Raw genomic sequence first — 3,427 nt, 5'->3', positions numbered from 1 at the left:
TTGCCAAGATCAATGTCCGCGCAGCGTTTGGAGCAGAAAGGACGAAAGGCCTTCTCGGTCGGCTTTTCACAGATTGGACAGGCCATCAAATGCCCTCTATCAGGTGCTTGGGGAAGGGCGGGCGTTCGCGTTTGCGCTGCATCTCGAACAGGCCCATCGGGGTCCAGCCCACCAAAGAGGTTTCGACCGGGTCCGCTTTGAAAGACGCACGCAGCGATTGTTCGACCTGTTTGCGATGGGCTTTCGACATGGATACGAAGTCCACCGTGATTTGCCCGGCCAGACCGCGTAAGCGCAAGGCGCGGGGCAGGGCGCGGGCGGCGGCAAGGTTGGCCTTGAGGGCGGCGGCCGGTGAAGTGTCATTGCCGGTGTTCACATCAACTGCCACAAGCGCGCGGGTGGGTTCGACGTACATAAAGCCCTCTCCCAACGCGATTTTGGCCTGTGCAAGGGCATCCAGCTGATCCAATACGCCCATTTGTACGAAAGACCCCGCTTTGGTCACAACCTCTGCCGCACCTGTCCATTCGCGCCATGCCACCGTGTGCGGGCCATCGCCCTCGGTCAAGGCTTCGGGGGTGGTTCCCTCTGCTTCTGGCAGCACAGCATCGGCCAGCGCCGTCATTGCCAGAATATCGTCGGCGACTTCGGCTGCGTCTGCTCCTTCGCAGGACGACCGCAGGATCAGCCCATGCGGGCTGTCAAAGACCTCATGTGCGGTTGCCAGCAATTCATCGCGCACATCCTCATCGGTGATCTGGCGCGAGATGTTGAGCCCCGGTTTACCGGGTGTCACGATTGCATAGCGGCTTTTGAACAAGACGCGGTCGGTCACGGGAACGGCCTTACCGTCCTCGGCGATGCCCGTCACCTGCACCAGAAGCGGCTGGCCCGGACGCAACCCCTTGCCTTGTCGCAGAAAGGCCGTTTCGCCTTCGGGCAAGCGCATCATCATTCCGCCCTGACCCTTGATGGGCCGGTCGCAGATCGCGCGAAAAATGGCACCGGGCCGGGGCGCGTCCTGGTGATCGATCAGGATATCGTCCAGCTTGCCGTCTACCAGATAGGCAGCAGCTTCGGTCTGACCGATATGATCAAGGATAATGGTGCGGCCCTTCATGTGTGATCTCCAAAAAGCACGACGCCTGCGGCGGTCAGCAGGCCTGCGGCCTCGGTCAACGGCAGGCCGACGATGCCGGTATACGATCCGCTGATCCACGGAATGAATGCACCGGCGGGCCCTTGTATGGCATAGCCCCCAGCCTTGCCATGCCAGTCGTCCGAAGACAGGTAGGCGTGCACTTCCGCATCGGAAAGCTGTTTGAACGCCACTGTGCTTTGCACATCCTTGGTCCAGACGCGGTCGCCCCGTTTCACGGCGAGCGCGGTGATCACCTTGTGACGCCGTCCCGAAAGGGCAAACAGAAACTGCGCCGCCTCGGCTGCGTCTGAAGGCTTGCCCATGATCCGTCGACCAAGGGCAACAGTTGTATCCGCGCAAAGCACCACTTCATCGTCGCCCGCTGTCACCGCCGCAACCTTTTCAGAGGCAATCCGCCTGACGTAATCGCGCGGCAATTCACCCTTGCGCACATCTTCGTCAATATCGGGGGGGCGGATCGCGGCAGGGGTCAGCCCAAGCTGGGCCAACAGTTCCAGCCTCCGGGGTGAACCGGAGCCGAGAACGAGTTTCAAGTCGGGATTTGGGGGAAGGGTGGTCATACGATCCCCACACGAAACACTCGTTTCGCCTTATTTGAAACGATAGTTAATCCGACCCTTGGTCAGATCGTAAGGTGTCATTTCGACTTGCACCTTGTCGCCAGCCAGAACCCGGATGCGGTTCTTGCGCATCTTGCCTGCCGTATGCGCGATAATCTCATGGCCGTTTTCCAGCTCGACCCGAAACGTCGCGTTTGGCAGAAGTTCTTTCACGACACCTGGGAATTCGAGCAGTTCTTCCTTGGCCATGTGATCTCCTATATCTGTTATCCACCAGTTGTGGACGGCGTTTACATGCGCCTGAATGGTTGGTTTTTCAAGGGTTAATCCACACTGCGCGTCTGCTTGTGATGCTTTTTGCGACCGTTAGCCGGCGTCTTCGTCAATCCCCGGTCCCCAGCGGGCGATCAGACGATCCCTGATCTGGTCGCGGGTCTGGCGGTAAAGGGCCAAACGCGCCCCACGGTTGTCGCCAAGGCCGGTCGGATCGAGAATCGGCCAGTATTCCACATCCAGATGGTAAAACTGGGTCAAATCCAGTGCGCGGCGCTGGCTGGCAGGGGACAGCGCGAGAACAAGATCAAAGGATGACAGATCATCGCCCCAGTCTTCCATTTCGTCGAAAGACCGCGAACGATGGCGGGATAGCTCCACGCCGATTTCTTCACAGACCGCTATAGAAAAACCATCAATCTCAAGGTCGTTCTTCACCCCGACCGACTGGATATAGCACTGCGTCCCATAAAGTTTCTTCATGATCCCTTCCGCCATGGGCGACCGGACAGAATTGTGGTCACAGCAAAACAGGACTGATTGCGGAAGGTCCTCGTATTTGCCATCCTCCGCCATCTTCAAATCCCGAAGTGCAAGACGCAGATCAGGGTGAAAAGACGGCGTGCTGTGTCGTTATCGACGTCCGCTTTGCCTTCCAGACGCTCCTGCAAGACGCGTGCGCCTTCGTTGTGGATGCCACGGCGCGCCATGTCGATGGTTTCGATCTGGCTGGGGGGCAGGGTTTTGACCGCGTCGAAATAGCTTTCGCAGATCTGGAAGTAATCCTTCACTACCTGCCGGAATGGCCCCAGTGACAGGTGAAACTCGCCTGCGGGGCTGTCATCTTCCTGTTTGATGTCGAAAACCAGACGGCGTTCCTTGATCGACAGACCCAGTTTATAGGGTCCGGGCGGCACCTCTCGCCCCTCGCGCTCAGGCAGGGAAAAACTGTTGTCCTCCAGCAGATCGAACATTGCGACTTTGCGTTCCTGATCTATCTCGGGAGTAGGTGGTGGCAGATTGCGATCGTCCAGATCGATATGGGTTATCTTGCTCATGCGTCTCCCCGATTTAGACGGTCAAGTCGGGCGCGCACTGACAGGCCATGCGCCTCAAGACTTTCCGAAATGGCAAGCCGTTCAGCAGCCGGACCGATTGCCGCCAGCGCGTCGGGGGTCATGCGTGACAGGGTGGTACGCTTGATAAAGTCCATGACCGATAATCCGCTTGAAAACCGTGCCGACCGTGCCGTCGGTAGAACGTGATTTGGACCGCCAACGTAGTCACCAATCGCCTCTGGTGTCCAACCCCCGATAAAGATCGCGCCCGCATGGGTGATCTTTTGGGACAATGCGTCCGCATCAGCGGTGCAGATTTCCAGATGCTCCGGTGCGATACGATCCGAAAGCATGACGGCCTCGTCAAAGTCCTT

The 3,427-nt window shown here is 58.5% G+C and carries 7 protein-coding genes; all 7 read right to left on the bottom strand.

Annotated elements, in window-relative coordinates; genetic code table 11:
• The coding region (gene yacG, locus R6T97_RS07935; protein ID WP_410348749.1) for a DNA gyrase inhibitor YacG at window positions 1-86 on the bottom strand (86 nt) is incomplete at its 3' end.
• Window positions 86-1,120, bottom strand: a complete 1,035-nt coding sequence (locus R6T97_RS07930; RefSeq protein WP_410348748.1) for a ribonuclease E/G — start codon at window positions 1,118-1,120, stop codon at window positions 86-88. The genes yacG and R6T97_RS07930, both read right to left, overlap by 1 nt.
• Window positions 1,117-1,722 (bottom strand): Maf family protein, encoded by a 606-nt coding sequence (locus tag R6T97_RS07925; protein WP_410348747.1) that lies wholly within the window; start codon window positions 1,720-1,722, stop codon window positions 1,117-1,119. The genes R6T97_RS07930 and R6T97_RS07925 overlap by 4 nt, the downstream gene beginning before the upstream one ends.
• A gap of 30 nt (window positions 1,723-1,752) precedes the next feature.
• The gene (gene infA / locus R6T97_RS07920; protein ID WP_007205486.1) at window positions 1,753-1,971 is read right to left on the bottom strand and encodes a translation initiation factor IF-1; all 219 of its coding nucleotides are present in this window, start codon (window positions 1,969-1,971) and stop codon (window positions 1,753-1,755) included.
• 117 nt (window positions 1,972-2,088) lie between these two features.
• Window positions 2,089-2,571: a low molecular weight phosphatase family protein gene (locus tag R6T97_RS07915; RefSeq protein WP_410348746.1), complete on the bottom strand. Its 483-nt coding sequence runs from the start codon at window positions 2,569-2,571 to the stop codon at window positions 2,089-2,091.
• A 2-nt stretch (window positions 2,572-2,573) separates the two neighbouring features.
• Entirely contained in the window at window positions 2,574-3,053 is a 480-nt protein-coding gene (locus R6T97_RS07910) for a UPF0262 family protein (RefSeq protein ID WP_410348745.1), read from the bottom strand.
• The coding region (locus R6T97_RS07905) for a histidinol dehydrogenase (RefSeq protein WP_410348744.1) at window positions 3,050-3,427 on the bottom strand (378 nt) is incomplete at its 5' end. The genes R6T97_RS07905 and R6T97_RS07910, both read right to left, overlap by 4 nt.

This window comes from Yoonia sp., assembly GCF_046498525.1.
Lineage (GTDB): Bacteria > Pseudomonadota > Alphaproteobacteria > Rhodobacterales > Rhodobacteraceae > Yoonia.
This window is presented reverse-complemented; position numbering and strand designations above follow the sequence as displayed.

Bases quoted from the DNA above. Each gene is read 5' to 3' on its own strand.
- R6T97_RS07910 (WP_410348745.1), bottom strand. From the start codon at position 3,053: ATGAGCAAGATAACCCATATCGATCTGGACGATCGCAATCTGCCACCA.
- R6T97_RS07925 (WP_410348747.1), bottom strand. From the start codon at position 1,722: ATGACCACCCTTCCCCCAAATCCCGACTTGAAACTCGTTCTCGGCTCC.
- infA (WP_007205486.1), bottom strand. From the start codon at position 1,971: ATGGCCAAGGAAGAACTGCTCGAATTCCCAGGTGTCGTGAAAGAACTT.
- R6T97_RS07930 (WP_410348748.1), bottom strand. From the start codon at position 1,120: ATGAAGGGCCGCACCATTATCCTTGATCATATCGGTCAGACCGAAGCT.
- R6T97_RS07915 (WP_410348746.1), bottom strand. From the start codon at position 2,571: ATGGCGGAGGATGGCAAATACGAGGACCTTCCGCAATCAGTCCTGTTT.